At 70.4% G+C, this 26,187-nt stretch carries 22 protein-coding genes; 13 read left to right on the forward strand and 9 right to left on the reverse strand.

The genetic code is table 11. The features are described from left to right. From C4U03_RS37125 to C4U03_RS37145, 5 genes are all read right to left on the reverse strand, one after another. A partial coding sequence (locus tag C4U03_RS37125) for a Rieske 2Fe-2S domain-containing protein (protein ID WP_146087666.1) occupies window positions 1–358 on the reverse strand: 358 nt, incomplete at its 3' end. Between the two features lie 486 nt (window positions 359–844). Beyond that, window positions 845–3,091: a glycoside hydrolase family 3 C-terminal domain-containing protein gene (locus tag C4U03_RS37130; RefSeq protein WP_103944489.1), complete on the reverse strand. Its 2,247-nt coding sequence runs from the start codon at window positions 3,089–3,091 to the stop codon at window positions 845–847. 39 nt (window positions 3,092–3,130) lie between these two features. After that, window positions 3,131–3,901 carry an SDR family NAD(P)-dependent oxidoreductase gene (locus C4U03_RS37135; RefSeq protein ID WP_103944490.1) on the reverse strand — a complete coding sequence of 257 codons (771 nt, stop codon included), beginning with the start codon at window positions 3,899–3,901 and terminating at the stop codon, window positions 3,131–3,133. Next, window positions 3,889–6,426 carry an alpha-L-rhamnosidase gene (locus C4U03_RS37140; RefSeq protein ID WP_103944491.1) on the reverse strand — a complete coding sequence of 846 codons (2,538 nt, stop codon included), beginning with the start codon at window positions 6,424–6,426 and terminating at the stop codon, window positions 3,889–3,891. Before C4U03_RS37140 ends, C4U03_RS37135 begins: the two co-directional genes overlap by 13 nt. A 21-nt stretch (window positions 6,427–6,447) precedes the next feature. Continuing rightward, window positions 6,448–6,996, reverse strand: a complete 549-nt coding sequence (locus C4U03_RS37145; RefSeq protein WP_103944492.1) for an MFS transporter — start codon at window positions 6,994–6,996, stop codon at window positions 6,448–6,450. A gap of 303 nt (window positions 6,997–7,299) precedes the next feature. Here C4U03_RS37145 and C4U03_RS37150 point away from each other — a divergent pair, with 303 nt between their 5' ends. Then, window positions 7,300–7,920, forward strand: coding sequence for a TetR/AcrR family transcriptional regulator (locus C4U03_RS37150; RefSeq protein ID WP_103944521.1), 621 nt, complete (start codon window positions 7,300–7,302; stop codon window positions 7,918–7,920). A 9-nt stretch (window positions 7,921–7,929) separates the two neighbouring features. Here the strand turns inward: C4U03_RS37150 and C4U03_RS37155 are convergent, their stop codons facing one another. Further along, window positions 7,930–9,387 carry an MFS transporter gene (locus tag C4U03_RS37155; RefSeq protein ID WP_103944493.1) on the reverse strand — a complete coding sequence of 486 codons (1,458 nt, stop codon included), beginning with the start codon at window positions 9,385–9,387 and terminating at the stop codon, window positions 7,930–7,932. A 298-nt stretch (window positions 9,388–9,685) separates the two neighbouring features. Between C4U03_RS37155 and C4U03_RS37160 the strand changes: the two genes are divergently transcribed. Then, the gene (locus C4U03_RS37160) at window positions 9,686–10,522 is read left to right on the forward strand and encodes an IclR family transcriptional regulator (RefSeq protein WP_103944494.1); all 837 of its coding nucleotides are present in this window, start codon (window positions 9,686–9,688) and stop codon (window positions 10,520–10,522) included. Here C4U03_RS37160 and C4U03_RS37165 read toward each other — a convergent pair. After that, window positions 10,510–11,124: a TetR/AcrR family transcriptional regulator gene (locus C4U03_RS37165; protein WP_146087667.1), complete on the reverse strand. Its 615-nt coding sequence runs from the start codon at window positions 11,122–11,124 to the stop codon at window positions 10,510–10,512. The two genes, C4U03_RS37160 and C4U03_RS37165, sit on opposite strands and share 13 nt — an antisense overlap. Before the next feature lie 228 nt (window positions 11,125–11,352). Here C4U03_RS37165 and C4U03_RS37170 point away from each other — a divergent pair, with 228 nt between their 5' ends. The 6 genes from C4U03_RS37170 to C4U03_RS37195 all read left to right on the forward strand — a co-directional run bounded on the left by C4U03_RS37170 (window position 11,353) and on the right by C4U03_RS37195 (window position 20,201). Next, entirely contained in the window at window positions 11,353–12,225 is an 873-nt protein-coding gene (locus C4U03_RS37170; protein WP_200827726.1) for an SDR family NAD(P)-dependent oxidoreductase, read from the forward strand. A 51-nt stretch (window positions 12,226–12,276) separates the two neighbouring features. Further along, window positions 12,277–13,437, forward strand: coding sequence for a serine hydrolase domain-containing protein (locus C4U03_RS37175; protein WP_103944497.1), 1,161 nt, complete (start codon window positions 12,277–12,279; stop codon window positions 13,435–13,437). Between the two features lie 5 nt (window positions 13,438–13,442). Next, on the forward strand, window positions 13,443–13,856 hold the full coding sequence (locus C4U03_RS37180; protein WP_103944498.1) for a nuclear transport factor 2 family protein: 414 nt from the start codon (window positions 13,443–13,445) through the stop codon (window positions 13,854–13,856). Between the two features lie 147 nt (window positions 13,857–14,003). Beyond that, on the forward strand, window positions 14,004–16,895 hold the full coding sequence (locus C4U03_RS37185) for a glycosyl hydrolase (protein ID WP_103944499.1): 2,892 nt from the start codon (window positions 14,004–14,006) through the stop codon (window positions 16,893–16,895). Window positions 16,896–17,233: 338 nt separating this feature from the next. Beyond that, on the forward strand, window positions 17,234–18,202 hold the full coding sequence (locus tag C4U03_RS37190) for an alpha/beta hydrolase (protein WP_103944500.1): 969 nt from the start codon (window positions 17,234–17,236) through the stop codon (window positions 18,200–18,202). Window positions 18,203–18,248: 46 nt separating this feature from the next. Further along, complete coding sequence (locus C4U03_RS37195) at window positions 18,249–20,201, forward strand: flavin-containing monooxygenase (RefSeq protein WP_103944501.1); 1,953 nt, start codon at window positions 18,249–18,251, stop codon at window positions 20,199–20,201. A 47-nt stretch (window positions 20,202–20,248) separates the two neighbouring features. Here the strand turns inward: C4U03_RS37195 and C4U03_RS37200 are convergent, their stop codons facing one another. Next, window positions 20,249–20,746: a MarR family winged helix-turn-helix transcriptional regulator gene (locus C4U03_RS37200; protein ID WP_103944502.1), complete on the reverse strand. Its 498-nt coding sequence runs from the start codon at window positions 20,744–20,746 to the stop codon at window positions 20,249–20,251. Window positions 20,747–21,117: 371 nt separating this feature from the next. Between C4U03_RS37200 and C4U03_RS37205 the strand changes: the two genes are divergently transcribed. From C4U03_RS37205 to fdxA, 5 genes are all read left to right on the forward strand, one after another. Next, window positions 21,118–22,017, forward strand: coding sequence for an SMP-30/gluconolactonase/LRE family protein (locus C4U03_RS37205; RefSeq protein WP_103944522.1), 900 nt, complete (start codon window positions 21,118–21,120; stop codon window positions 22,015–22,017). A 98-nt stretch (window positions 22,018–22,115) separates the two neighbouring features. Then, complete coding sequence (locus C4U03_RS37210; RefSeq protein WP_103944503.1) at window positions 22,116–23,018, forward strand: SDR family NAD(P)-dependent oxidoreductase; 903 nt, start codon at window positions 22,116–22,118, stop codon at window positions 23,016–23,018. After that, window positions 23,018–23,242 (forward strand): ferredoxin, encoded by a 225-nt coding sequence (locus C4U03_RS37215; RefSeq protein ID WP_103944504.1) that lies wholly within the window; start codon window positions 23,018–23,020, stop codon window positions 23,240–23,242. The genes C4U03_RS37210 and C4U03_RS37215 overlap by 1 nt, the downstream gene beginning before the upstream one ends. A 40-nt stretch (window positions 23,243–23,282) precedes the next feature. Further along, window positions 23,283–24,497: a cytochrome P450 gene (locus C4U03_RS37220; RefSeq protein WP_103944505.1), complete on the forward strand. Its 1,215-nt coding sequence runs from the start codon at window positions 23,283–23,285 to the stop codon at window positions 24,495–24,497. A 94-nt stretch (window positions 24,498–24,591) separates the two neighbouring features. Further along, entirely contained in the window at window positions 24,592–24,936 is a 345-nt protein-coding gene (fdxA, locus tag C4U03_RS37225) for a ferredoxin (RefSeq protein WP_103944506.1), read from the forward strand. 190 nt (window positions 24,937–25,126) lie between these two features. Here the strand turns inward: fdxA and C4U03_RS37230 are convergent, their stop codons facing one another. Continuing rightward, a complete protein-coding gene (locus C4U03_RS37230) occupies window positions 25,127–25,888 on the reverse strand; it encodes a DUF6879 family protein (RefSeq protein ID WP_103944507.1) in 762 nt (253 codons plus the stop codon). Between the last annotated feature and the right edge of the window lie 299 nt (window positions 25,889–26,187).

Below are 26,187 nucleotides of genomic sequence, written 5' to 3' on the forward strand. Positions count from 1 at the left end.
TCCAGGACCTGGTCCGCGCCCGCGGCGGCACCCGGCGGGAGTAGGGAATCCTGACGCACCGGCCGTTACCGGACCAACGCCAGTCGTGGAAGGGGCAGGCGATCTCATCACCCTTGACCTCGCCTCGGCTCAGATCACCGCCCATATGCCGGCAGTAGGCGTCCAACACGTTCAACCTGCCGGTGCTGTCGGCGAAAACGACCAGCTTGGTCCCGAACGCCTCAACCGCATGCGGCCTACCATCGTTGAAGTGCTCCAGCAGACCAAGGCAGTGCCACCCACGCGCATACCGAGTGGGCGGCGCCACCGCCTCAATCACGCGCACCTCGTCGTCCGGAGTGGTCTGGGATGTGGTCATAAGAAGCTCCAAGATCGAGGAATCCGGCAGCGCCCAAGCCGGGACAGGGATGGGATACGGCGCCGCCGGTCACCGTCCGCTGTGACATGGGTCTCCCTGAAAGGTGAAGCTAGACGGCGGCGACCCCGGCGGCCACGAGGTCTCCCGGTAGCCGGGAAACTCCTGCGATACGGGCGGAGTCCCGCCCGGCGTCCGCATAGGCGACACGGTCGGCCAAGCTGATGGGCGGGCGTGGGTCCGACGTTCGGCGACGCCCACGGCCCGCGGCACGACCTGGCGTGATTCCCGCCCCCGGTCCTCCCGGTGACCGGAAAGAACGAGCCCGAACTACGATCACAGTTCGGGCTCGGGCAAGAGCGACGACGCGCAGCCTTCCGGAAAAACCGATGAGGACGGCGGCGTCCGGTGCGGCAGGCCGGCCCCCGACACGGCCTGCCGCACCGACCTGATCCACCCGGAAACCGGCGTCCTGGCCGGACGAGCCGGTCAGGTGGCCAGTGAGGGGGAACGGCTCAGCTCGATCATCTCGGTCAGCGCCTCGGGGCCGATCTGGATGCCGGTGAAGTTCAGGAAGCGGCGCATCGGCATCGAGGCGATCATCTGCAGCATGTCCGCGCTCTGCTCGGACTGGCGGGCCTGCTCCTCGGTCATCCCCTCGGCGAGGGCTCCCATGAGCGCCGGACCGACGGCCGGGTGGGAGAACCAGTCGGAGACGGTGGAGTCGAGGGACAGGACCTTGGTGACGGTGTCGCCGGGAAGGGTGATCGTCTGCTCGGCGACGACGCGCGCGGCGTTCTCCCCGATCTGGACGGTGTACTCGCCGGCGGCGACCGTCCAGCCGCCGAGCTCGATGTCGTAGTAGGCGAACGCCCGCCTGTCGAGGTCCAGTTCGACGACGCGCGACTGCCCCGGTTCGAGGGCGATCTTGGTGAAGGCGCGCAGTTCCCGGGCGGGCCGGCGGACGGGCCCGGCGTCGGTGGCGACGTACACCTGGACGACGTGCTTGCCCGCGCGTTCCCCGGTGTTGGTCACGGTGACGGAGACGGTCGCGGTGTCGTCGCCGGTGAGCGTGACGGACAGGTCGCGGCTCTCGAAGGCGGTATAGCTCAGACCGTGGCCGAACGGATAGCGGACCGGGACCCCGGCGGTCTCGTAGTAGCGGTATCCGACCATGACGCCCTCGCCGTACCGGACGTGCCTCTGCTCTCCGGGGAAGTTGAGGTGGCTGGGGTTGTCCTGCAGCCGCAGCGGGATGGTCTCCGCGAGGTGGCCCGAGGGGTTGACGACCCCGAAGAGCAGATCGGCGACGGCACCGCCGCCCGCCTGTCCCAGCAGCCAGCCTTCGAGGATCGCGTCGACGTCGTCATGCCAGCCCTCCAGCGACAGCACGCCGCCGTTGGACAGGACGACGACGGTGCGGGGGGCCGCGGCGGCGACGGCGCGAATGAGCTCCACCTGGTCGGCGGGCAGGTCGAGGGTGTCGCGGTCGAAGCCCTCGGACTCGTGGTCGGCCCCCGCGAAGATCACCGCGATGTCGGTGTCCCCGGCGGTCCGCACGGCCTGCTCGCGCAGGGCCTGTTCGCCGGAGTCGTCGGCACCGAACCCCCGGGCGTAGGTCACGGTCTGCCCGTGGGCCTCGGCGAGGTCCTGGATCGCCTTCAGCGCGGTGTCGACGCGGGTGGGGTTGATGCGGGAGCTGCCGCCGCCCTGGAACCGAGGAGACGTGGCGAACTCGCCGATGACGGCGATCCGCCGCGTCCGCGGCGTGATGGGCAGGGCCTCGTTGTCGTTTTTGAGCAGCACCGCGCAGTCGGCGGCCAGTTCCCTGGCCAGGGCGTGGTGCCCGTCGACGTCGAGGCCTCCGGTCGCCGGGGCGGCCAGGCCGGTGAGGGCCAGGACGCGGCGGGCGGCCTCGTCGACGACGGCTTCGTCCAGGTCGCCGGCGCGGACGGCCTGCACGACCGCCCGGTCGACGGCGCCGTTGGTGCCGGGCATCTCCAGGTCCAGTCCGGCGGCCAGCGCGGCGACCCGGTCGCCGACGGCCCCCCAGTCGGAGACGACGGTGCCGTCGAAGCCCCACTCGGTGCGCAGCAGGTCGGTGAGCAGCCACCGGCTCTCGGCGGCGTAGACGCCGTTGATGCGGTTGTAGGAGCACATCACCGTCGCGGGCCGCGCCTCGGTCACCACTCGCTCGAAAGCCGGCAGGTAGATCTCGCGCAGAGTGCGCTCGTCGACGTCGGCGCTGATCTGCATGCGGTCGGTCTCCTGGTTGTTGACCGCGAAGTGCTTGACCGACGCGCCGGGCCCCTCGGCCTGCATGGCCCGGACGTGGGCAGCGCCGAGAACTCCGGAGATCAGGGGGTCCTCGGAGTAGTACTCGAAGTTGCGTCCGCACAGCGGCGATCGCTTGATGTTCACCCCGGGCCCGAGGACTACGCAGACGCCGAAGGCGCGGGCCTCCCGGCCGACGGCGGCGCCAACCCGAGCGGCGACCTCGGCGTCCCAGCTGGAGCCGACCGCCACGGCGGGCGGGAAGCAGGTGGCGGGCAGGCTCTTGTTGATGCCGAGATGGTCGGCGTCACCGTCTTGCATGCGGATCCCGTGCGGGCCGTCGGTGAGCACGATCGACGGGACGCCCGCTTCGTCGATCGGTTTGGTGGCCCAGAAGCCCAGTCCCGAGAGCAGCGACGCCTTCTGCTCCAGGGTGAGGTCGGCTGGGTCGATGTACGGCATTACCGCGTTCCTTCCAGGGGCTCGTGGATGGCTGGTGGCTCACTGGTGGGCGCCGCCGTCGATGCGGATCTCGGTGCCGGTGATGAACGCGCCGTCGTCGGAGATCAGCATCGCCACGACGCCGGCGACGTTCTCCGGGCCGGGCAGACCGTTCCCGATGGCGGCGGTGAGCTTGGAGAACAGGTTCCAGTCGACGTCTTCGGGCACCAGCGAGCCGATGTTGTTGGTGATACCGCTGCTGATGCCGCCCGGGACGACGTTCACGGCGCGCAGGCCCTGCTTGGAGTACTCCAGGGCGAGGCCGTGGGTGAACGAGGCGATGCCGCCCTTGCTGGCGGAGTAGGCGGCCATGAACGGATGCGCGAAGAACGCGGAGGTGGAGCTGAAGTTCACCACCACACCCCGGCCCGTCTCCAGCAGGGCGGGCAGCGCGGCCCGGGTCATCAGGAAGGTGCCGGTGAGGTTGACCGTGATGACGCGATTCCACAGCTCCAGGGAGCAGTCGTGGGTGTGCGCGCCGCGCAGGATGGCCGCCGCGTTGACCAGCGCGTCCAGGCCGCCGAGTTCGGTGACCGCGGCGGTGACGACGACGTCGACCGAACTCTCGTCGGCGATGTCGACGCTCTTGGTCGTGAGCCGGTCGGCGGTGCCGGCCTGGTCGGCCAGCGCGAGCGTCTCCTTCAGCCCGTCCTCGGCGACGTCGGCGGCGACGACGCGGGCGCCCTCGGCCAGCAGCCGCAGCGCGGTGGCCCGGCCGATGCCCGACGCCGCTCCGGTGATCAGCACACGCCGGTCGGTCAGTCGCTCCATGTCCTGTTTCTCCTTGGGCTCGGTGGAAGGGTGGTCCGTGAGGGTCGTTCGGCCGATGCGATGGCGGCGACGAGGTCCGTCTTCAGTTCGTCGGAGGCGCTGGGGACGTACTCCAGGAGCTTGTTGAGGGACACGCTCGCGGCCTCCGGGGCAGTGCCGTCGATTGGGACGCCGGGGAAGTGCTTGGCGAACACCTCGGTGAGGTTGCGCCAGACGGCGGGGTCTTCGGCCAGGGTCTTCAGCGGGGTGTCGAGGTCGTACCCGGCGCGGCGGCCGCGGTCTTCGGGCAGGTCGTACCGCCAGGAGTGGCTGCCCGCCGGTATGTCGACGACGAGGGAGTCGGGGTGCAGCGGCAGGGTGACCTTCGCCTCGGTGCCGTCGGGGATGGTGACCTCGACGTTCATGCGCCGGCCGGTGACGCGCCAGGCGACCTCGATCCCGCCGTGCATCGTGTCGTGACGGACGGCGGCGTGGGTGAGGCCCCCGCCCGGCCGGGGGGTGATGCTCATGGTGCGGTAGCCGGGTTCGAGAGGGGCCAGGCCACCGACCACGCGGTGCAGCCAGTCGGCGACGGCGCCGAGGGCGTAGTGGTTGAGCGAGGTCATGCCCGAGGGGTTGACCGTTCCGTCGGGGAGGATCGAGTCCCACCGCTCCCAGATCGTCGTCGCCCCCATCGAGACCGGGTACAGGAACGACGGGCAGCCGGTCTCCAGCAGGAGCAGGTACGCCTCCTCCAGGTGGCCGGTGTCACTGAGCGCGTGCAGGACGAGCGGGGTTCCGGCGAAGCCGGTCGAGATCCGGTATCCGGCCTTGGCCACCAGTTCCGCCAGCCGCTTCCCGGCCCGGACCTTCTGGTCGGCGTCGAGGATGCCGAAGGCGATCGCCAGCGCGTAGGCCGTCGCGGTCTCACCGGACACCCGCCCCGCCGGAGTGACGTACTCGCGGCGGAACGCCTCGCGCACCCGCTCGGCGAGCGCCGCGAAATGCGCAGCGTCGGCGTCCTCTCCCAGCAGGGCGGCGGTCTCGGCCATCTCCCTGGTGGTCTTGCACAGGTAGGCGGAAGCCACGAGGTGACGGTCGGTCTTGCCGCCTGCGGGATTGTCCATGGGGGCGTCGGGATCCAGCCAGTCTCCGTACTGGAATCCGCTGCTCCACAGCCCCGTCTCGTCCAGCAGTTCCTCGACGCTGCGGATGAACGTGGTCATCGACGCGTAGCTCTGCCGCAGGATGTCCAGGTCTCCGTACTCGCGGTACAGCGTCCAGGGCAGGCTCACGGCCGCATCGCTCCACAGCGCCGTCGGCGGTGACGGTGTGGACAGCACATCCGGCACCACCCACGGCACGTAGCCCTTCTCCCGCTGTTCGGCCGCCAGGTCGGCCAGCCAGGAGCCCAGTACGCCGCGGACGTCGTACAGGAAGGCGGCGGTGGGAGCGAACGCGTTGATGTCCCCGGTCCATCCCAGCCGCTCGTCCCGCTGGGGGCAGTCGGTGGGCACGCCCACGAAGTTGTCCCGCATCGACCACACCGCGTTGGCGTGCAGCCTGTCGACCAGTTCATGGGAGGTCTCGAACCAGCCGGTGCGGGTCATGTCGCTGTGCACGACCACGGCCGAGACGGCCTCGGGCCTCAGCTCGCCCGGGTAGCCGTCGACCTCGACATAGCGGAACCCGTGGAAGGTGAACCGCGGCTCCCAGACCTCTTCGCCGTCTCCGCACAGGGTGTAGCGGTCGGTCGCCGCCGCGGTGCGCAGCGTCTCGGTCTCCAGTTCGCCATCGACGAGGACTTCCGCATGGCGGAGCGTGATGGTGCGGCCGGCCTCTCCGGTGACCGTCAGCCGCACCCAGCCGGAGATGTTCTGCCCGAAGTCCACGATCGTCTTACCGCTCGGGCTGGTCGAGATCTCGACGGGCGCCAGCTCCTCGACGCGCCGGATGGGCGGTGCGGTCGGGGTGATGAGGGTTCCCAGGTCCCACTCGAGCGGCTCCGCCGGCGACCAGGAGCCGTCGTCGAATCCGGGACGGCTCCAGCCGTCCGGTTCCAGGCGTGCATCGTAGGTCTCACCGTCGTACAGGCTGTTGGCGAGAACCGCGCCGGTGCTCGTGGTGAAGGCCCGGTCCGTCCCGATCACCTCGGTGCGGTCGTCGTACTCCAGCTCGAGTTGGAGGAACAACGCGGGCTGGTCGGTGTAATGACCGCGCTTGCCCTCCCACCCGAGACGGCCGGCCGCCCACCCCTCGCCGACGATCGCGCCCAGCACGTTCGCCCCGGACTCGATCAGCTCCGTGACGTCATGACGGCTGACGTTGAGCCGGTGGCGGTAGGACGTCCACCCCGGCGCGAGGACCTCGTCCCCCACCCGGGTCCCGTTGAGGTACGGCTCGACGATGCCGAGCGCCGTCACATACAGCGTCGCCCGCCACGGCCGGCCGTCGCTGGTGAACTCGCGCCGGAAGTAGGGCGCCGGGCCTCCCGGCTCGCCGGACAAGGGGGAGGTGATGAAGCCTGCCTGCCAGGCGGGTGACATGGTGACGCTCCTCGCTGTCGATCAACGGACGGACTTGATGCGCAGGACGATGAGACCGCCGAGCACGGTGCAGGCGGCGGCGACGAGGTACAGCAGCGTGTAGTTCTTGTCCTCCCCCGCGGTCACGCCGACCCCGAGGAACAACGGCGCGACGAGAGGGGCGAGGGCCTGCGGGATCGTCGCGGCGAAGTTGTAGATGCTCGTGTACCGTCCGGCCTCGGTGTCGCGTTCGGGGAGCACGTCGAGCAGGAGCGCCTGGTCGACGGCGGCGAACATGCCGATTCCCATGGAACAGGCGAGCGAGCCGGCGAAGAGCAGCGGCACGTCGGAGGCCAGCGCCATCACCACGGCACCGAGGGAGAACACCAGGGCCCCGGTGAGAACGAAGACGCGACGGCGGCGGTGGCGGCGCCCCACAGGAAGCCGTCGGGAAAGTGGGTCATGGTGGCCTTCCGAATCGACTGGGCCCGAATCCGGAGCAGCTCTTCGTCGGACGCCGGCGGGCTCTTGTCCAGGCGGGAGGTGCCCACGCGAAAACCTAGCGTTACTTGGTTTTCGTGTCCAGATCACATCTCCGCGACACTGTCATACGTTTCTCAATCAATGATTGACTTCTGTATGCCGTACTCTTCGAGTGGTCCCTCCGCATCGCAAGGAGACCTGGAGCATGCCGGTAACGCTGCTGAACGCCATCGCCCCCGGTGCGGTGCTCACCCGGCTCATGCTCGGCTCCACCGGCGACGGCGTCTGACCCCGGCAGGCGGTCGGCCCGCCCCGGGACCGGTGAACGGATGAGGCCGACCGCCGCGCCTCCTGATACCGGGCCTGGCTCGGGTTCAGTGGATCATCGCGCCCTGGAGTACGGTCGTGCAGGTGACGAGCCAACGCAAGCCCCGCGGCCCCTACCGCAAAGGCATCGAACGACGGGAGCAGATCCTCAAGACCGCCCTGGACGTGTTCGCCCAGCACGGAGACCGCGGTTCCTCCCTCCAGGAGATCGCCGACCGGGTGGGGCTGTCCCAGGCGGGGGTCCTGCACTACTTCGGTTCTCGTGAGGAGCTGCTGCTCGCCGTGCTGGAGCGGCGGGACAGGCTGGACTCCGAAGTGGCCAACGAGGTGCAGAACCCGGGCGACGCGGTGGCCCAGACGGTGCGGCACAACACGGAGCAGCCCGGGCTCGTCAAGCTGTTCGTCGCCCTCTCGGCGGCGGCGACCGACCCCGCCCACCACGCGCACGGCTTCTTCGCCGACCGGTACCGCAATCTCGCCGACGTGATCGCCCGAGGCCTGGAGGAGGGCCAGTGGGACGGCCGGGTGCGCGCGGACGAGCAGGCCGAGCACATGGCCCGGCTGCTGCTGGCCGTCTCGGACGGCCTCCAGATCCAGTGGCTGCTGGACCCCTCCCTCGACATGGCCGCGATGGTCGAGACCTTCAACCGGATGTGCCTGGCCTGGGCCGGCCCCGAGGAGCAGGAGCCGGAGCCGACCCGATGACCGCGGTCGTCAGGTGGCCGCCTGGCCGACCTCGGCCTCGTCGAGCCGCCTGACCTTGGGGATCAGCAGGACGGCCAGCAGGCCGGCGACCGTAAAGCCGGCGGCGAGCCAGAAGGCGTTGGTGTAGCCCGCGTCGAGGTAGAACTGAGTGCCCTGCAGCACCCTGCCGTTCTGGGCGAGGACGACGAAGATCAGCTGCGTCACTACCGTGGTGACGATGCCCTGCGCCATCCCCTGCATGCCGTTGCCCAGCGACTGCTCCGACGGGGACACCGCCTGGATGACCATGATGGGCGCAAGGGCGGCAACCGTTCCCATCCCGATCCCGAACGGAATCCCGCTGAGGACCAGCTGGGGCACCGAGTGGTGGAACAGGGCCATCAGCCCCAGCCCTGCGGCGGCGCACAGCGCACCGGCCGCCAGCAGGACGCGTGCGTCGATCCGGCGGGCGAGCGCACCGGCCGTCACGGCCACCGCGACGATCAGGACGCTGCCCGGGATCCCGATCACGGCCAGCCTGGTCGCGGTGAAGCCGAGCCCGTCGGAGACGCCCGGGATCCGGGGCATCAGGCCGAGGAGCTGGTTGATCGTTCCGGCGGAGAAGACCGTTCCGCCGATCAGCGAGGTCGCCAGCACCACCGTCCACACCTGCCGGCGCGCCAGCAGGGACAGGTCGAACATCGGATGGGGCACCCGGCCCTCGACGACCAGGAACGCGATCAGCGCCACGATGCCGCCGCCGATGAACGCCAGGGTGCTCCCGCCGGTCCACCCCCACTCCGCACCCTTGCCGACTCCGTAGACGATGGCGGCCAGGCCGCCGCCCAGCAGCAGTCCGCCGAGCCAGTCGATGCGGGTGCGCTCCTCACGGACCGGGCTCTCGGGCACGAAAGCCAGCAGCAGGACCAGGCTCAGTGCGGTGGCGGCCACCAGGAACCACAGCACGCCCCGGAAGCCGTGGTGGTCGACGAGCCAGCCCGACAGGAAGGGGCCGCCCAGGGCGACCAGGCCGACGCCACCGCCGATGAGCCCGCTGGCCGGTCCGACCAGGCGGGGCGGGAACACGTCCCGGGAGATCGCGTAGACCAGCATGGCGATCGGCGTGTAGAAGCCCGCCACGCCACGGCCGACAAGCAGCGCGGAGTAGCTCGTCGCCAGGGCCGCGATCAGGTCGCCGGCCAGGCCGAGCACCGTAATGACGACCATGACGCGCTTCTTGCCGTACATGTTGGCGGCCTTGACCACGAAGGGCGTGACGAAGGTGCCGACCAGGGCCGTGGTCAGCGTGAACCAGGCGATCTGGGTGGTCTGGAAGTGAACGGTGATCTGGGCCTGGGCGTTGCCCGCCAACAGGCCGATCACCGACAGCAGCTGGGCGGGCCACAGCAGGGCGATCAGCAGCAGCGTGAAGCGCGCACCGAAGCGGGGACCCGCGGCGTGCTTCGGCGAAGCCTCGATCGAGGTCATGAAGGTGACCTTTCTGGGGGTGGAGGTGTGACGGAGCACACTAAGCCCAGAAACCGAGTAGCACTAGGTTTCTAGTCCACTGAGCGGCCATCCGCCCGTCCTCGCCTCGCAGATCGAACCGACACCCAAGCCAGGGCTTCCGGGACACCCGCACGTCCGCCACCTCACAGAAGGGGGTCATCCTTCGCCCCTCACACCCTTTACAGGCAGATCGGCGGTGACTAGCATCACACCGCTGACAGAATGTGCCAACTTGGCAGAACATGTCAGCAATGCTCGGAGCGGCGCGGGAGGTGCCATGACCCCATCACAGGCAGAGCAGACTCCGGCGGCGATGATCGATCGCGTCTCGTCACTGCTCGGGGTGTTCGACGGCTCGCGCCGGCTGACGCTGGCGCAGATCTCGCGCAAGGCCGGCCTGCCCCGTTCCTCGGTGCACCGGATCCTGCAACGTCTGGTCGAGCTCGGCTGGGTGGAGCGGCACGGTTTCGAGTACGGGCTGGGGCTGCGCATCTTCGAGATCGGCTCGCTGGTGGTCCGGCAGGACGGGATCCGGCGCGTCGCCGTCCCGTTCATGCAGGACCTGCATCTGCGGACGGGGCTGACCGTTCATCTCAGCGTCCTGCGCCAGACCGACATCCTGCATATCGAGCGGATCGGCGGCCGGCCCGACGACCGGGACTGCTGGCAGGTCGGCGCACGCCAGCCCGCGCAGCACACGGCCGCCGGCCGCGCCCTGCTGGCCCGGCTGGACCCGACCGAGCTGCCCGACCTGGACCTGTCGGCTCCGCCCACCGCCTACAGCGTGCGGTCCCCCGCCCAGCTCGAACGGGAGCTGCAGAAGATCCGCGACTACGGTGTCGCCGTCGACGTGCACGGGATGGTGCTCGGGTTCGCCTCGGTGGCCACCGCGATCGGGCCGCCCGGGCGGTCCTCGGCGGCGCTGTCGGTCACCGGGCCGGTCAGTGCGCTGAAGCCGGACCGGCTGGCCGCCGAGATCCCCGCCACCGCCGCGAGCATCTGGGACGCCGCGACGGCCGGCCGGACCAGAGCACGGTCACGTTCCTCCGTGGCACGCGCGGGTGCACCCCGCACCGGACACCAGCGGACCGGCGACGCGCGTCACCGCCGCTGATCGGACCCGTCCCAGGACGACATCACCGTCGTCAACGCCTGTTCGAGCAGCTTGTCCAGGTCCCGCGAGGCGTCCGTGCGGATCCAGTGTTGGTACGCCAGCCGGACGGAGTGCAGGACGAGGCCGGCGTGCAGCACGCCGTCGAACGGGTCGTCGCCCACCAGCCGCCGGCTTCGCAGGAAACCGGCGATCGGGTCGGTCAGCAGGTCGTCGATCGCGTGCCAGCGCAGCCGGTACTCGGGCGAGTCCATGATCACCGACAGGAAGCGGCGCCACGGCTCCCCGGGGCGCGCGTCCTCGAACACGTCCCAGGAGAACGCCCGGACCAGGGCCGTGACGACGTCACCGGCCGCGGGCGCGGCCTGCAGCGCCTCGATGATCAGTTCCGCCGCCCGCCGGAACAGCGGCACCACGACGTCCTCCTTGACGGCGAAGTGCCGGTAGAAGGTCCGCGGGGAGATCCCCGCCCGGTGACAGATGCTCTCCACCGTGGGCCCGGTCCCGCCGTCGAGCACGAACAGCTCCTGGGCGGCCATGGCCACCGACAGCCGCAGTTCGTCGGATCGGCGCTCGGTCAGCGTCCGGCGCACCGGACTCTTCACGCCGACCACCCCTCTTCCCGTCGCGGGCCTTTGGGCGTGAATCCGAGCATAGGAGACAGCGTAGTCGCCGGACCGGCGGTGTCCGCTGTCCGGAACACCGAGCCGGGTGTCCGGCCAGTGGGAAGCCGACTCCCCATGGGACGGGCGGGCGGGCCACTGTGACGAGGGCCGATGCGCGACCGGTCGTTCCCGAGCGTCGCGGCGCCCCAGAACCCCTCAGGAGGACATGTGGCGAGTGCAGCCGAGCGCTTCGCAAACGGAACGGCACTGGTGACCGGTGGCGGTGCGGGCATCGGGGAGGGATTCGTCCGCCACCTGGCCGCGCTCGGAATGCGGGTCGTCGTCGCCGACCTCGACAGGTCCCGGGCCGAGGCCGTCGCGAACGACGTCCGGAACTCCGGTGGTCGCGCCGAGCCCTACGAGGTCGACGTCACCAACGAGGCGGCAGTCGAGCGGATGGCGGCCGATGTCTACGCCGAGTTCGGCTCCGTGGAGATGCTGGTCAACAACGCCGGGATTGAGACCGGCGGCCGGTTGTGGGACATCCCCGTCTCCCGCTGGCGACAGGTGATGGCGATCAACGTCGACGGGGTGTTCCACTGCGTGCGGTCGTTCGTTCCGCGCATGATCGCCGCCGGACGGCCGGCCGTCGTGGCCAACCTGTCGTCGGTCGGCGGCGTGCGGACCGTGCCGCTGCAGACCCCCTACATCGTCAGCAAGCACGCCGTGCTCGCCCTGACCGAGTGCCTGCACCAGGAGATCCGGCTCACCGGTGCGCCCATCCAGGTCTGCGCGGTGCTGCCGCACTCGGTGCGCAGCCGGATTTTCCTCGACGCCCAGGCGGCGGCGCCGGCCGGCGACCCCGCCGCCGACCGCTTCTTCGGCTGGATGCAGGAGGCCAACGTCACCAGCGGGCTGGATCCGGTGGACGCGGCCGAGCACATGGTCGGCCAGATCGCGGCGGGCCGCTTCTGGATCTTCTCCGACGACGAACGCGGCGCGGAGGCGCTGCAGGCGCGCGCCGACCATCTGGCGCACCAGACCGAGCCGCCGGACCCCCGGGCGATGTTCCAGGTCCTGGCGGACGACCACACCTCCTGACCGGCGGGCGCGTTCGGGCTCGCCGCCACCCCACGAAGGAAGGGACACCGCATGAGTGCCGTACCGGCACAGGACCCCCGGGTCGTCAAGGCGTTGGATCGGGCGCGGGAGCTCGGCGAGGAGGGCCTCCAGGTCGCCGCCTACCTCGGCGGCGACCTCATCGTCGACGCGTGGGCCGGATCGGCCGATCCGCAGGCCGGACGGCAGGTGGACGGGTCGACCCTGTTCAACGTCTTCTCGGTCACCAAGGCCATCACCGCCACGGCCCTGCACATCCTGGCCGAGCGCGGGCTGGTCGACTACCGGGCGCCGGTCTGCCGCTACTGGCCCGGGTTCGCCCGCAACGGCAAGGAGTCCATCACCGTCCGGGACGTGCTCAGCCACCGCGCCGGCATCCCCTGGATGCCCGAGGACGTCACCCCCGAGCGGCAGGCCGACTGGGACTGGATGATCCGCGCCATCGAGGACATGCCGCCGGCCTTCGAGCCCGGCAGGACCAACTCCTACCACGCGCTGATCTGGGGCTGGATCGTCGGGGAGATCGCGCGGCGGGCCGACCCGGAGCACCGGCCGGTCGAGGTGCTGATCCGTCAGGAGATCGTGGAGCCGCTCGGGATCAGCGACCTGTTCCTCGGCCTGCCCGAGTCCGAGGACGGGCGGGTCGCCCGTCTGATCGGAGGCGACCCGGCGCCCGACGCCTCGGAGACCTACCTGCGCGGCATGCCCCGCCAGGTGTTCCCCGGCTCGACGATCTACAACACCGACCTGGCGCGCCGCACGGTCAACCCGGGCGCCGGCGCGATCGGCAACGCGCGCGCGTTCGCCCGGTTCTTCGCCATGCTCGCCGGTCACGGCGAGCTGGACGGCGTTCGCCTGCTGCCGGCGGACGTCGTCGACGGCTTCACCGAGCCGCGCGAGGACGCCGACGTCACCGATCTCTACCTGGGCGGCATCGCGCACGTGAGCGCGTTCGGCTACTGGCTGGGCGGCTCCAGCCCGACGGCCAACCCCGCCGTCGGCCCCAACCCCCGGATCCTGCACCACCCCGGTGCGGGCGGGTCGATCTCCTGGGCCGAACTCGACACCGGCCTGGCCGTGTCGATCTGCCACAACCGCATGCACGAGGGGCCGTTCGAGCCGTCCGCGCATCCGTTCGTCCCGATCGCCGAGGCGGTGCGCGCGATCGCCGCCGAACGCCTGGAAAGGAACTGAGCGACATGTCGAACGCACCGGGCCGCGGCGACGACCGTGCCGAGATCTGCGACCTGCTGTCGCGCTTCGCCTTCCTCGCCGACGAGGGCGACCCGGCCGAGACCGGGGCGCTGTTCACCGCGGACGGCGTGTGGGAGACGCACGACAACACCTTCCAAGGGCCTGACGAGATCGCCGCGGCCCTGCAGGGCTACCGGGACAAGGGGGTGGCCGGCCCGCAGTCCGGGACCCGGCACATCATCACGAACGTGGAGGTCGACTTCGACGGCGCCGACTCGGCGCGGTCCCGTTGCTACTGGCTGCTGGCCGGCCGGGGTGACGACGGCACCGTCCGCATCCTCGCGCTCGGCCAGTACCACGACACCCTGCGCCGCCAGGAGGGGACCTGGCGGCTGGCCCGCCGCCGGGTGGTCGCCTGACCCTCGCCGGACGACCAGTCAAAACCTAGCAATATTCGGCTTTGGTCTTGACCCGTGCTCCAGGTCACATCTAGGGTCCTGCCAAGGGGGTTGATTAAAACGTTTTAATCAGCCCCCTGTCCATCTCGCCCCTGTTCAGGAGCATGCATGCCGCCCACCCCCCGCATGCGGCGGGCCACCGCCGTCCTGGTGCCGATGCTGGCCGCCGCCTTCCTCGCGCCCTCCGGAACCGCTTCGGCCGCCCCGTCGCCGCCCTTCGGTCCCACGTTCGCCCGCCAGTTCGCCGCGCCGCCCGCCGATGCCAGGCCGAGGGTCCGCTACTGGTGGCCGTGCGGGGACATCACCCCGGCCGCCATCGACGCCGAGGTGAAGCAGATCGCCGACCACGGCTTCGGCGCCGCCGAGATCCAGTGCATGTTCACCACCGATCCGGCCCGGTACGGCTGGGGCGGTCCCGTCCTCACCCAGCGGCTGGAGCAGGCCGTCGAAGCCGGTCGCCGGTACGGGGTGGACATCGATCTCACCGTCGGCCCGTCGTGGCCGCTCGTGGTCCCCGGCCTCACCCCCGACAGCCCGCAGGCCGCCCAGGAGATCGCCTACGGACGCCAGGTCGTCGAGGGCGGCTCGACCTACACCGGCCCGGTCCCGGCGGCCCCCGAACCACGCGCCGGCGTGACCAGGCAGACCCTCGTGGCGCTGCAGGCGGTCCGGTGCGTCGGCTCCTGCACCGCCGCCAAGCCGGTCAAGCTGGACAAGAGCACCCTGGTCGACCTCACCGGATCCGTCCGCGATGGCGCCGTCACCTGGACGGCCCCGGCCGCAGGGCAGTGGCTGCTGCTCGGCTACTGGCAGCGCGGCACCGGCCAGGCGTCCGTCTCCGGGCAGGCCGTCTCGGGCGAGGCGGCCTACGTGGCCGACCACTTCAGCTCCGCCGGCACCGGTGCGGCGACCGGCTACTGGGACTCCCGTGTCCTGACTCCGAAACTACGGCGACTGCTCAAGAGCAACGGCGGCGACCTGTTCGAGGACTCCCTGGAACTGGACTCGGCCCTGCACTGGACCTGGGACCTGCCCGACCGCTTCCAGGACCTGCGCGGCTACTCGCTGCGCGAGAACCTGCCGATGCTGTTCATCGACAGGATCCACCGCCAGTACACGCCGGTGACGCCCGACGACACCCCCGACTTCGAGTTCACCGACGGCAGCGGGGCCCGCATCCGCGACGACTACTACCGCACCCTGACCGACCTCTACATCAGCGAGCACGTCAAGCCGCTCAAGAAGTGGGCCAACGCGCTGGGCCTGCGGCTGCGCGCTCAGCCCTACGGCACGACCATCGACACCCCGACCGTCGACACCGCGCTCGACGTTCCCGAGACCGAATCCCTCGGCTTCTCCCCCGACTACACCGACGAGCCGTTCCGCTGGATCTCCGATGGGGCCGTCCACCTGTCCGGTAAGAAGGTCTACTCGCTGGAGTGCTGCGGCACTCTCGACAACGCGTACGCGCAGACCTGGCCGCAAATGCTCAAGCACTTCAACGCGGCCTTCGCGCACGGCGTGAACCAGATCGTCTACCACGGCCTGGCGACCGAACAAGGAATGGGAGCCCCTTGGCCGGGCTTCTCCCCGTTCACCGTGCAGGGCGGCAACGGCTTCTCCGAGGCGTGGGGGCCGCGGCAGCCCACCTGGGACGACACCGACGAGATCACCGGGTGGACGGCGCGCATGCAGTACGTCCTGCGGCAGGGCCGCCCCTCGGTGGACCTGGCGGTCTACCGGCAGAGCTACGGCCACGCGGTGCAGGAGCCGGCCGGCGCGGCGGGATTCACCTACGACTTCACCGGCCCGGACCAGTTGGAAGGCCTGCGCGTACGCGACCGGCGGCTGGCCCCGGACGGCCCGGCCTACCGGGCGCTGATCCTCGACCGGCAGCCGACCCTGCCGGTGAAGGCCGCCCGGCAGATTCTGGCGCACGCCCGCGGCGGCCTGCCCGTGGTCATCGTCGGGACCCCACCGAGCCGCACTCCCGGCGCCGACACGACGGGACGCCAGGACACCGAGTTGGCCGGGCTCATCAGGCAGCTTCTCGCCCAGCCGTCGGTGCGCCGCATCGCCGACCAGAGCGCGCTGTCCTCCGCCCTCAAGGATCTCGGTGTGCGGGCCGCGGCGGAGGAATCCGGCACGTCGGGGCTGGCCACCGTGCGTCGGGCCACGTCCGGCGGTCAGCTCTACTACCTTCACAACCCGACCTCCTCCCCGGTTTCCACGCAGCTCTCCCTCGAAGGTGATGGCAGGCCGTACGCACTGGACGCCTGGAGCGGGAAGATCACCCCGACCGGCCGGTACCAGGCCGACCAGAGCCGGGTCACGGTGCCGGTCGATCTCGTCCCGGGCGGCAGCACCGTGATCGCCCTCGGCGGCGGACGGGAGCGGCACGTGACGGACACAAGCGGCGGCGAGATCGTCTCCGGTGGCGACGGCCTGCTGCTGCGTGCGAGCACGGCGGGCACCTACACCGTGACCCTGGACGACGGCAGGCGGGTCCAGGCGACCGTGCCCGGGGTCGATGCCGGGCAGACGCTGACCGACTGGGCGTTGTCCGTCGAGGACTGGCACCGGGGCGCTGACGGCAGGCGCGAGGTCACTCGTCACGAGCTCGATCTGCACGGCCTGAAGCCGTGGTCGGAGATCCCCGAGCTCCAGAACGTGTCCGGCATCGGCATCTACCGCACGACGGTGCGGCTCGGCCGGGCGGACGGCGCCTACCTGGACCTCGGGGAGGTCACCGACACCTTCGAGGTGACGGTCAACGGCCGCGTGCTGCCGCCGGCCGACCAGGTGGCCCGCCGGATCGACCTGGCCGGACACGTCAGGCCGGGCACCAACACGATCATGGTGCGGGTGGCGACGACGCTCCGCAACCGGCTCCGCGTGACCGAGGGCTTCCCCCTGCAGGCCCAGCAGCCCCGCCAGCGTTACGGCCTGGTGGGCCCGGTCCGGCTCGTCCCCTACCGCCAGGTCGCGATCCAGGACTGAGCACCCCCGGAATCCGGCCCGGACGATCAGCCGCCTTCAGCCCTCGGAACACGCACCGAGGGCTGAAGACGTTTCCCGTTGATCGTGGCAGCGGGCATGGATCGATGCGCGACGCACGTCTCCCGCCTCGACGCCACCGCGTCCCAAGCCCGCCCCCACAGCCGGGGAATGGCCGCTGATCAGGGCCGAACCGGACGGCCGGCCCCGTGCGTCTCCGGCCCGTGACGAGCGCGGGCGGGAGTTCCGGAAAGGTGTTCCACTCACCGGTCAGCGCAGTCCCGTCGTGCCGTCCAGGTGCTGTTCGCTGATGCCGTCGCCTCCGCAGCAGAAGGGATGGCATGCCGGTGCCCACGCGAAGGAGAATCCCGCAACTCGACCCCGATGCGCGTGCGCTGCGGGATGCCTTCGAGAAGCAGGGCAGACGGCCAATGCGCGAGATCGGCGTGGAGGCGATGCGCAAGGTCTTGGAGGACGTGCCGCACCCATCCGGCCTGCCGGAAATGGCCACCGCCGAGGAGCATCTGCTGAACGGGCCGCACGGACCGTTCAGGCTGACCGTGCACAGCCCTTCGGCCGCCGGGGAACTGCCGGGCATCGTGTATTTCCACGGCGGTGGAATGGTCCTCGGGTCCAACCACTCGTTCGAGCCGCTGGCCCGCAACATGGCCCACCACACCGGGGCGCGGGTGGTCGCCGTCGAATACCACTTGGCGCCGGAGTTCCCGCCCCCGGCGCAACTGGACGACGCCTGGTTCGCCACGAGGTGGGTCGCCGAGCATGCCGGTGAACTCGGGATCCTCCCCGACCGTCTCTGCGTCGCCGGTGACAGCGCCGGCGGGACCCTCGCCGCCGGTGTCTGCCTGATGGCCCGCGACCGGGGCGGGCCGCGGATCTTCTGCCAGATCCTCGTGTACCCCGGGGTCGACCGCGACCTGGGGGCGGCATCGATCTCGGAGTTCTCCGACGCCTTCGGCCTCGGCCGGGACGACGTCCTCTTCCTGCACGAGGTCGCCAGGGCGGGCGGGCCGGAACCGACGTCGCCCTACCAGGTGCCCGCGTACGCCGACGACCTCACTGGGCTGCCGCCGGCCATCATCGCGGTCGGTGAACTCGACCCGATCCGGGACTGGGCCGAACGGTACGCAGAGCGGCTGCGCGACGCCGGGGTACAGACGACGATCACCCGTTATCCGGGTGCTTACCACGGCTTCCTGTTGCGCATGGACTTCGTTGCGCGCGGGCGGCTGGCCATGGCCGAGATCGCCGGGATCCTGCGGGCCAAGTTCGCCCATCCCCTGCCGTGGTGAACCCTCACCGCTCCCCCGCGGAAGTGAACGAAGGAACCGGTGTCCCATGACCGTGATCTCCCCGACCGACCCCACCCACGTCGTGCTGCCGGTGACCGAGGTCGACCGCGACGAACTGCGGGCCGCGGTACACGCAGCCGAACCCGGTCCGCTGCTCATGGCGATGGTCCACATGACCGGTGACACGTCGCTGGTGGCGGAGTTCCGCGCCAGGCTCGACGCTGAACGCGGCGCCGTGCCGCCCGTTCCCGGGCGGTACCCGGAGGCGGTCGCGGCGGAGGTCCGGGCGCGGGCGTTCGCGTTGTTCGAAGGCGGGATGGTCCCGAAGCTGACCGTTCCCAGCGACGCTCTGTTCCGGCGGATGGCCGAGGTGTGCGTGGACGACGCCGTCGGGGAGGAGTTCACGGCCCACCTGCGGGAGATGGGCGGCTTCGAACCGGCCCGACGTCACGTGCCCGTCACCAAGGTCCCGCCGCCCGGTTTCAAGGTCATCGTCATCGGCGCCGGCATGGTCGGGCTGAACGCCGGCATCAAGCTGGCGGAGGCCGACTTCGACTACCAGATCTTCGAGGAACGCGACGACATCGGGGGCACCTGGTCGCGCAACGTCTATCCGGGCGCGGCCGTCGACACCCCCAGTCACTTCTACTCGTACTCCTTCGAGCTCAACCCGAACTGGTCCAGGTACTACCCGACCGGCCCCGAATACCTGGACTACATGCGTCACGTGGTGGACAAATACGGACTCCGGTCGCGCATCGCGCTCTCGACGAAGGTGCTGCGCTGCGAGTGGACCGAGGAGACCCGGCGGTGGAAGGTGATGGTCCGGGCCGCCGACGGATCCGCCCAGGTACATGAGGCGAACGCCGTCATCACGGCGACCGGCATCCTCAACGCCGCCTCGATCCCCGACATCGACGGCATGGACGCCTTCACCGGCACGGTGATGCACACCGCCGAATGGGACCCGAAGGCCGACCTGACCGGCAGGCGGGTCGCCCTCCTGGGCACCGGATGCACCGCAGTCCAGGTCGCCGCCGAGTTGGTGGACCAGGTCGAGGCACTGCACGTCGTCTTCCGCCAGCCGCACTGGATCGTGCCCGAGCCCATGGTCGAGGCGGCCGTTCCCGAGGCGGTCCGCTGGGCCATGGCCCGCATTCCCTACTACCAGCAGTGGTTCCGCGTGAAGACGTACTGGTACGCGGGCGACAAGGGATGGGACAGGCCGCGCATCGATCCCGAGTGGAGTGCGGCCCATCTGTCCGTCTCGCCGGCCAACGACGTGGTCATGCGCGTCTGCCTGAATCACCTGGAGCGGACGTTCCCCGACCGTCCGGACCTTCGGGCGGCCCTGACCCCGGACTTCCCGCCGTACGCCAAGCGCATCGTCAAGGACCCGGGGTTCCTCGCCGCTCTCGGCCGCGAGAACGTCTCCGTGCACCGGGCGTCGTTCCGGCGGATCGAGCCCGACGGCGTGGTGACGACCGAGGGCGAGTTCCTCAAGGCCGACGTCATCGTCTTCGCGACCGGCTTCAAGCTGGAGTTCCTGTCGTTCATGGACGTCGTCGGTCGCGACGGGCGGAAGCTGGCCAACGAGTGGGCCGGCCAGGATCCGCGCGCCCACCTGGGGATCATGGTCCCCGGGTTCCCCAACTTCTTCGTCACGGCGGGCCCCAACTCGGCCCCCAACCACGGCGGCGGCCACAACCTGGTCAGTGAGGGGCACGTGCACTACGTCATCGAGTGCCTGCAGTACCTGGTGGAGAACTCCTGGTCCGCCATGGAGCCCAAGCGTGAAGTGGTGGAGGAGTACAACCGGCGCGTCGACGAGGCCCTGGACAAGACCGTCTGGAAACACGGCGGCACCGCGACGGGCTACTACCGCAACGCGTCCGGCCGGGCATGGGTCAGCTGCCCCTGGCGGCTCGTGGACTACTGGACGATGCTCCGCGCGCCCAGGCCCGAGGACTACTACTTCACCGAAACCGGACAGCCGTGATCGAGTGCTCTGAAATGGACCGCCGCGACCGGACGCCCCACGGTCCGTCAGCCGGGGTCGTTCAGCAGGAAACTGCTCCGCAGCGACTGGGCGAACCGGTTCAGCAGGCCGGCGAACTGGTGGATCTCGTTCTGCGGCCAGTTCCCCATCATCTCGGTGAGCATGGCCACGCTGGTCTCGTTGATCCTGTCGGCGGCCCACCGTCCGGCGGGGGTCAGCGTGATCGAGATCGCCCGCAGGTCGTCGGGTTCGGTGACGCGATCCACCAGCCCGTCCGCGAGCAGGCGGGCGAGGACCTTGCTGACGTTCGACTTGCTGGTGTGCGCGTGCTGAGCGAGGTGGGACGGCCTGGCCGTGCCGCCGACCCGGTCGAGTTCGAGCAGGATCGTCATCATGGCCGGGTCCACGTCGACCCGCGCCCGGGCGAGGATCAGGTCCTGCATGCCGACGGCCGTCCACCGGCCCAGGATCAGCCCGAACGAGTCCAGGACGAGCCGGAGGTCCTCGTCACCGCGGGAGTGCGTCCCGCCAGCCTGCTCCGTCATCCGGTTGCCGGACCTTCTCTCCCTGACGAGCCGTCGCCTGCGTCAGCGGCAGGTCGTTTCCGGCCGAAACTATATCCGCGAGCCCTGGCGTATCCGTCCGGTGCTCTGTTCGGAGGGGTGCTGCGGCGGCGCCGTCCCGTCGGTCGCCTCCCGACGCCCGACGTGGCGCGGCCACCTCCGATGATCTTCGCAGCGCCCCCTTCCCCCGGTAGGTGACTTGCACTACATTCACCAATATAGTTTCCAAAGGAAACTTTTTCCTCCGTCATCGATCTGTGCGGCGGACGCCGCACAGATCGGCGGCCACCGGCCTGGACGCCCTCGGCGCCCGGCCCGTCGACCTCACGCACCACCCCGAAACGAGGCACGCCATGTTCGAGGCGACCGCGGAGCGCATCGCCACCGGTTTCAGCTGGACCGAGTGCCCCCGCTGGCACGAGGGCCGTTTGGTCTTCAGCGACATGTACAACCGCCGGATCCTGTCCCTCCCGCCGGAGGGCGGCACCCTCGAGACCCTCGTGGACCTGTCCGAGCGCACGGGCCTGGACGGTGCGGACATCGTCACGGTCGGAACCGGCTTCCTGCCCGACGGGCGGCTGCTGGTCAACTCGATGTTCGAGAAGGTCGTCCTGGTCGTCGACGGCGGTGAGGTCTCCGTCTACGCCGACCTGCGCGAGCTGGCCGTCGGCCCGATCAACGACATGGTGGTGGACGCCGCCGGGCGCGCGTACGTCACCCAGCTCGGCTTCAACCTGTGGGCCCAGGAGACCCCCGCCCCCTCACCGATCATCATCGTGGAGCCCGACGGCTCACCGCGCATCGCCACCGAGGGCGGCGAGCTGATGGGCGCCAACGGCATCGCGATCAGCGCCGACGGCTCCACGCTCGTCACGGCCGAGGCGTTCGCCAACAAGATCACCGCCTTCGACCTGAATGCGGACGGCTCCCTGTCCGGCCGCCGGACCTTCGCCGAGCTCGACGAGCTGCCCGACGGGCTGTGCCTGGACGCCGACGGCGCCGTCTGGGTCGCCCAGCCCCCCGCGTTCCGCGCCCTGCGGATCGTCGAGGGCGGCGAGGTCACCGAGCAGGTCACCGTCCCGGCGGCCGAGGCCGGGTCCAGCACCGCCTGCGGCCTGGGCGGACCGGACCGCAAGACCCTCTACCTGTGCTGCGGTTTCGAGGTCTTCGACTGGGAGGCCTCCCGCAAAGGGGCCCAGGGATCGATCTGGGCGGCCCAGGTGGAGGTCTCCGGCGGAACGACCCGCCCCTGACGAGACCAGGGCCCTCCGCCGGAGCGGACCGAACACCGCGGGGATCACCACGCGTCTGGTACCGCCGCTCGACCACAGCAGACTTCGAAGGAGTGACCATGTCCGACCTGGACTTCACCGGGAAGACGGTGATCGTGACCGGAGCGGGCCGCGGCCTCGGCCGCGCCTACGCCCGGCTGCTGGCGTCCCGGGGCGCCAACGTCGTCGTCAACGACCTCGGCGGGGACACCGACGGCGCCGACCCGTCGCCCGGGCCCGCCGCGCTGGTCGTCGATGAGATCAGCGCCGCGGGCGGCTCGGCGGTGACGAACGCCGAGTCCGTGGCGTCCGAGGAGGGCGCGCAGTCGATCGTCGCCACCGCGCTGGAGACGTTCGGCCGGATCGACGCGGTGGTCAACAACGCCGGCAACTACCGGCTGGCGTCCTTCGAGGAACTGACCCTCGACACCGTGCAGGCGTTCCTCGACGTCCACTACAAGGGGAGCCTGCTGATGGCCCGCGCCGCCTGGCCGCACCTGGTCAAGGCCGGGGAGGGACGGATCGTCAACACCGTCTCCGCCGCGATGGCGGGCGTTCCCGACATGGTGCACTACGGATCCGCCAAGGGAGCCGTCTACGGCCTCACCCGCAACCTGGCCGTCGCCGGAGCCACGCACGGCATCAAGGTCAACGCCGTGGCCCCCGGCGCCGGCACCCGCATGATGGACCTGGCCGCCGCCGCGCTGCCGCCCGGCACCGCCGAATACATGAAGGAGCACATGCCGCCGGAGATGGTCGCGCCCGTCGTCGCCTATCTCGCCCACCCGGCCTGCTCGATCACCGGCGAGGTGCTCAACGCGGCCGGAGGCGCGGTCTCCCGGCAGGTCATGATGACCACCCGCGGGATCCACGGCCCCGGCCTCACCCCCGAGACGGTCGCCGCCCGGATCGAGGAGATCTGCGACATCACCGAGGCGCAAGTCGCCGAACTCATGATCGCCGACCAGGCCGGAGACCGGTGATGGGCCGAGCCCGGTGGACCATCGAGGTCGATCGCCGCCGCTGCATCGGCAACCAGATGTGCGTGAACGTCGCCGGCGACCACTTCGTCCTCGACCAGGGAAAGTCCAGGCCGGTCGCCAACCCGGTCGCCCCCTCCGACGACGTCCTGGAGGCCGTCGAGCTGTGCCCGCACTCGGCCATCACCGTCCGCGACGAGTCCGGCGGCCTCGTCGAGCCGTCCTGACCGCCGACCACAGCCACCCCGACACCGCAGGAGCACGACCATGACCGTCGCCAAACCCGAATATCCCTTCGGCCCCGTCCCCCCGGCCGAGGCCCTGGAGATCATGCGGGCACTGCGCAACGACCGCCCGATGACCAAGGTCTCCTTTCCCTTCGGCGGCGAATGCTGGCTGATCCACCGGCACGACGCCTGCCGGGCGATGCTGGAGGATCGCCGCTTCGTGCGACAGCCGTTCACCGCCGGCAGGCCCGTCCCCTATGACGTCGAGTTCCCGGAGTTCCTGACCAAGACCCTGCAGTTCATGGACCCGCCGGACCACACCCGGTTCCGGCGGCTGGTCGCCAAGGCGTTCACCATGCGGCGCGTCGAGACGCTGCGCGGCAAGACCCAGGCCATCGCCGACGAGCTGATCGACGCGATGGTCGCGGCCGGCAGCCCCGGCAACCTGGTCGACGCCTACGCCCTGCAACTGCCCATCCGCGTCATCGGCGACATGCTCGGCGTGCCCGAGGAGGGCCGGGCCAACTTCGTCCAGTGGAGCCACGCGCTGCTGGCGACCTCGGGCATGACCCCCGAAGAGATCGGCGAGTCGATGACCTCGCTGTACGTCTACCTCAACGGGCTCATGGCCGACAAGCGCGCCGACCCTCAGGACGACCTGCTCAGCGCCTTGGCCGCCGCCCGCGACGCCGACGACCGGCTCACCGACGCCGAGATCACCGAGATCGCGATGCTGCTGGTGGTGGGCGGATTCGACAACACCGCCAACTTCATCGAACTGGGCGTGCTGGCGCTGCTGTCCAGCCCCGAGCAGCGCGCCGCCCTCATGGCCGACATCGACGGGGTCATACCGACCGCGGTCGAGGAGATCCTGCGGCACGTCAGGTTCGCCATCGGCGGCGGCATCTCCGGATCTGCCGGTCTGGTCCCCTTCGTCGCCACCGAGGACGTCGAGATCTCCGGGGTCCTGATCAGGGCCGGGGAGGCGGTTGCCGTGGACCCGACCACCGCCAACCACGACGACAACGTCTTCGCCGATGCGGACGTGTTCGACGTCACGCGGTCCCGCAATCCCCACCTGACCCTCAGCCACGGGCTCCACCACTGCCTGGGCGCACCCCTGGCCCGAATGGAGCTCCAGGTGGCCATCGGCACGCTCTTCCGCCGGCTGCCCGGTCTGAAGCTGGCCAGCGAGCCGGTCTACCAGCAAGGAGTCCTCACCGGAGGCATGATCGACCTCCCCGTCTCCTGGTGAGCACCGGACCCAGGGCCCGCCGGGTCGGCGCCGCAGCCGGCGCCGACCCGGCTCGGCGTCCGGCCACGGCACGAGAACGAGAAAGGAGCAGGCCGTGCCCTTCCTGATCGGCGACGCCTGCGTGGACGTCAAGGACAAGACCTGCATCACGGTCTGTCCCGTGGACTGCATATACGAGGGCGACCGCAAGCTCTACATCCACCCCGACGAGTGCGTCGACTGCGGAGCCTGTGAGCCCGAATGCCCGGTCACCGCCATCTACATCGTCGACGACGTCCCCGACGAGCTGACCTGGGCCATCGACGACAACACCCGCTTCTTCTCCGAGCCGCTCCCCGGTCGCTCCACTCCCCTCGGCTCTCCCGGCGGAGCCGCCACCATCGGCCCCATCGGCACGGACACCCCGTACATCGCCGGCCTCCCCAGGAACGACCGCTGACGGTCACCGCCCACCGAACGGGCGGACGTCGGTTCCCGCACTGCTCGCACCCTGGCTGCTCTGATTGTCAGCCTGCTGGAGCACCCGAAGTCCACAGGACTCCAGGCCCCGGCACGATCGGGCCACCAAACTGCTGATGGGCGGCGTCCATCAGGCACCGGTGAACTACCTGCCGCTTCCCTTCCCGTCTTCAGGGACGTAAGCGGTCTATGCCCGTTGCGGGCCGCCGCCTCCAAGTGCGTTGCAGAGGTGACGGCCCGCACAAGGCGGTCGGATCGGCGGCGGCGCGTTCACCAGGTCGAGGTCTGTCCAGTGATCCGGCGTAACTGGACAGACCTCGCCCCGCGTCGGCTGCCCGGTCTGGATCGCGGACGCCGCCCTTGACGTTGCCGTAGCTGATGGCGTGTTCCCAGCGGATGTAGTCGCTGACCGGCTCGGACACGATCCTCAGCCATCGGAACCGCACCCCGCGGTCGACCGCGGCGCCGACGAGGGCGATCCAGGCGTCCCAGTCGTAGGAGGTGTCGCCGTCCTGCTTCCACTTCAGGAAGGCCGGATCGGTGGGGTCGTAGGTGTCGCGGGCCTCCAGGTGCACCACGGACCGGACGGTGGCGGCCAGGAGGTCCTCAAAGGACGGCTCTCCCGGCCCGGTCTGGCCCGGAGTGTAGGTGCCGGTGAGGGCCGCAAGGAGGGCGGGTTTGAGACTGGCGGGCGTCCAGATCACGGCCTCGTCGTCGGCGATGTCGGTGTGCTCGCCGATCAGCGCGAGCGCGTCGGGGTCGGTCACTTTCCGGCCCACCTGGAGCAGATCCCCGGTCCCCGGGACGGCCAGGACCACGGGGCATTTGTTGGCGGGCGAGTCCTCGTCGATGCCGACGAACTCCAGGCCCGCGGCCGGATCGGGCTGGGCTTGACCCTCTGAGCGTTCCTGCGGGCCGGGGATGTCCGTCATCGCGTGCTCCTCCACCGAGACCAGCCGTCGTCTGCACAAGGCAGTGGTCCGACCTTGACCGGCACCAAGCACGCCGGTCAAGAAACCCGCACGGCGGGTGTGAATGTCTGTGAACTTTCTGGCCACCCCGCCGCGGGCGGGCGTACTCCTATCCACGTGAACCCCCACGGTGGCACCGATCAACGACTGTCCGGCAAGCCGCTCGCAGACGTGGACGGCCGCCGCCGCGTCGTCCCGGCGGAGGCCGGTTCCCGTGGAAGGCTGGCCCACGCCCGCCCGCGGAGCCCACGGGCAGCAGA

It is taken from the genome of Thermomonospora echinospora (genome assembly GCF_900108175.1).
Lineage (GTDB): Bacteria > Actinomycetota > Actinomycetes > Streptosporangiales > Streptosporangiaceae > Thermomonospora > Thermomonospora echinospora.

What these genes read in the sequence shown, in the direction of transcription:
- C4U03_RS37130 (WP_103944489.1), bottom strand. Translation starts at nt 3,091, where the DNA reads ATGCCGTACATCGACCCAGCCGACCTCACCCTGGAGCAGAAGGCGTCG.
- C4U03_RS37135 (WP_103944490.1), bottom strand. Translation starts at nt 3,901, where the DNA reads ATGGAGCGACTGACCGACCGGCGTGTGCTGATCACCGGAGCGGCGTCG.
- C4U03_RS37140 (WP_103944491.1), bottom strand. Translation starts at nt 6,426, where the DNA reads ATGTCACCCGCCTGGCAGGCAGGCTTCATCACCTCCCCCTTGTCCGGC.
- C4U03_RS37155 (WP_103944493.1), bottom strand. Translation starts at nt 9,387, where the DNA reads ATGACCTCGATCGAGGCTTCGCCGAAGCACGCCGCGGGTCCCCGCTTC.
- C4U03_RS37160 (WP_103944494.1), top strand. Translation starts at nt 9,686, where the DNA reads ATGACCCCATCACAGGCAGAGCAGACTCCGGCGGCGATGATCGATCGC.
- C4U03_RS37175 (WP_103944497.1), top strand. Translation starts at nt 12,277, where the DNA reads ATGAGTGCCGTACCGGCACAGGACCCCCGGGTCGTCAAGGCGTTGGAT.
- C4U03_RS37180 (WP_103944498.1), top strand. Translation starts at nt 13,443, where the DNA reads ATGTCGAACGCACCGGGCCGCGGCGACGACCGTGCCGAGATCTGCGAC.
- C4U03_RS37185 (WP_103944499.1), top strand. Translation starts at nt 14,004, where the DNA reads ATGCCGCCCACCCCCCGCATGCGGCGGGCCACCGCCGTCCTGGTGCCG.
- C4U03_RS37190 (WP_103944500.1), top strand. Translation starts at nt 17,234, where the DNA reads ATGCCGGTGCCCACGCGAAGGAGAATCCCGCAACTCGACCCCGATGCG.
- C4U03_RS37195 (WP_103944501.1), top strand. Translation starts at nt 18,249, where the DNA reads ATGACCGTGATCTCCCCGACCGACCCCACCCACGTCGTGCTGCCGGTG.
- C4U03_RS37200 (WP_103944502.1), bottom strand. Translation starts at nt 20,746, where the DNA reads ATGACGGAGCAGGCTGGCGGGACGCACTCCCGCGGTGACGAGGACCTC.
- C4U03_RS37205 (WP_103944522.1), top strand. Translation starts at nt 21,118, where the DNA reads ATGTTCGAGGCGACCGCGGAGCGCATCGCCACCGGTTTCAGCTGGACC.
- C4U03_RS37210 (WP_103944503.1), top strand. Translation starts at nt 22,116, where the DNA reads ATGTCCGACCTGGACTTCACCGGGAAGACGGTGATCGTGACCGGAGCG.
- C4U03_RS37215 (WP_103944504.1), top strand. Translation starts at nt 23,018, where the DNA reads ATGGGCCGAGCCCGGTGGACCATCGAGGTCGATCGCCGCCGCTGCATC.
- C4U03_RS37220 (WP_103944505.1), top strand. Translation starts at nt 23,283, where the DNA reads ATGACCGTCGCCAAACCCGAATATCCCTTCGGCCCCGTCCCCCCGGCC.
- C4U03_RS37230 (WP_103944507.1), bottom strand. Translation starts at nt 25,888, where the DNA reads ATGACGGACATCCCCGGCCCGCAGGAACGCTCAGAGGGTCAAGCCCAG.